The sequence below is a fragment of the Brevibacterium sp. HMSC07C04 genome (assembly GCF_001815905.1).
GTDB lineage: Bacteria > Actinomycetota > Actinomycetes > Actinomycetales > Brevibacteriaceae > Brevibacterium.
In genome coordinates, this window is the sequence record NZ_KV823291.1 from 1 (window position 1) to 510 (window position 510).

At 57.8% G+C, this 510-nt stretch carries 1 protein-coding gene; it reads left to right on the forward strand.

Annotated elements, in window-relative coordinates; all coding sequences use genetic code 11:
* Positions 1-510, forward strand: a 510-nt coding sequence (locus HMPREF3162_RS11240; RefSeq protein WP_141759608.1) for an ABC transporter substrate-binding protein, incomplete at both ends; no start/stop codon positions are given.

Genomic DNA, 510 nt, shown 5'->3' on the forward strand with positions numbered 1-510 from the left:
CTCGACACCGGCAAGTGCGACATCGCCATCTCCGGCATTTCGATCACCGATGAGCGCAAAACCAAGATGGACTTCACCGACCCCTACCTCAACGACAACCTCGGCATGGCCGCAGCGAAGTCGGACGGCTTTGCGAGCCTGAAAGACGTCAAGGACAAGAAGGTCGGTGTGCAGGCTGCAACCTCTGGCGAAAAGCACGCACAGGACGAAGGCATCACAACGGTGCAGTACGAAAACGGCGGCATGCTCACTCAGGCGCTCATGGCAGGCAAGGTCGATGCCGCTGTCGGCAACATCTCCGTCATCTCCGCAGCAACCAAAGCCGATGACAAACTCGAACTCGTAGAAACCTACGAAACCGGCGAACAGCTCGGTGCTGCCGCCAAAAAGGGCAACACCAAGCTGACCGAAGAATTCAACGCCATGCTCAAGGAGATGACCGACAACGGCGAATACAGCAAACTCGTCGAGCAGTGGTTCGGCGACGAAGTCTCCGACAGCCTCAGCGTG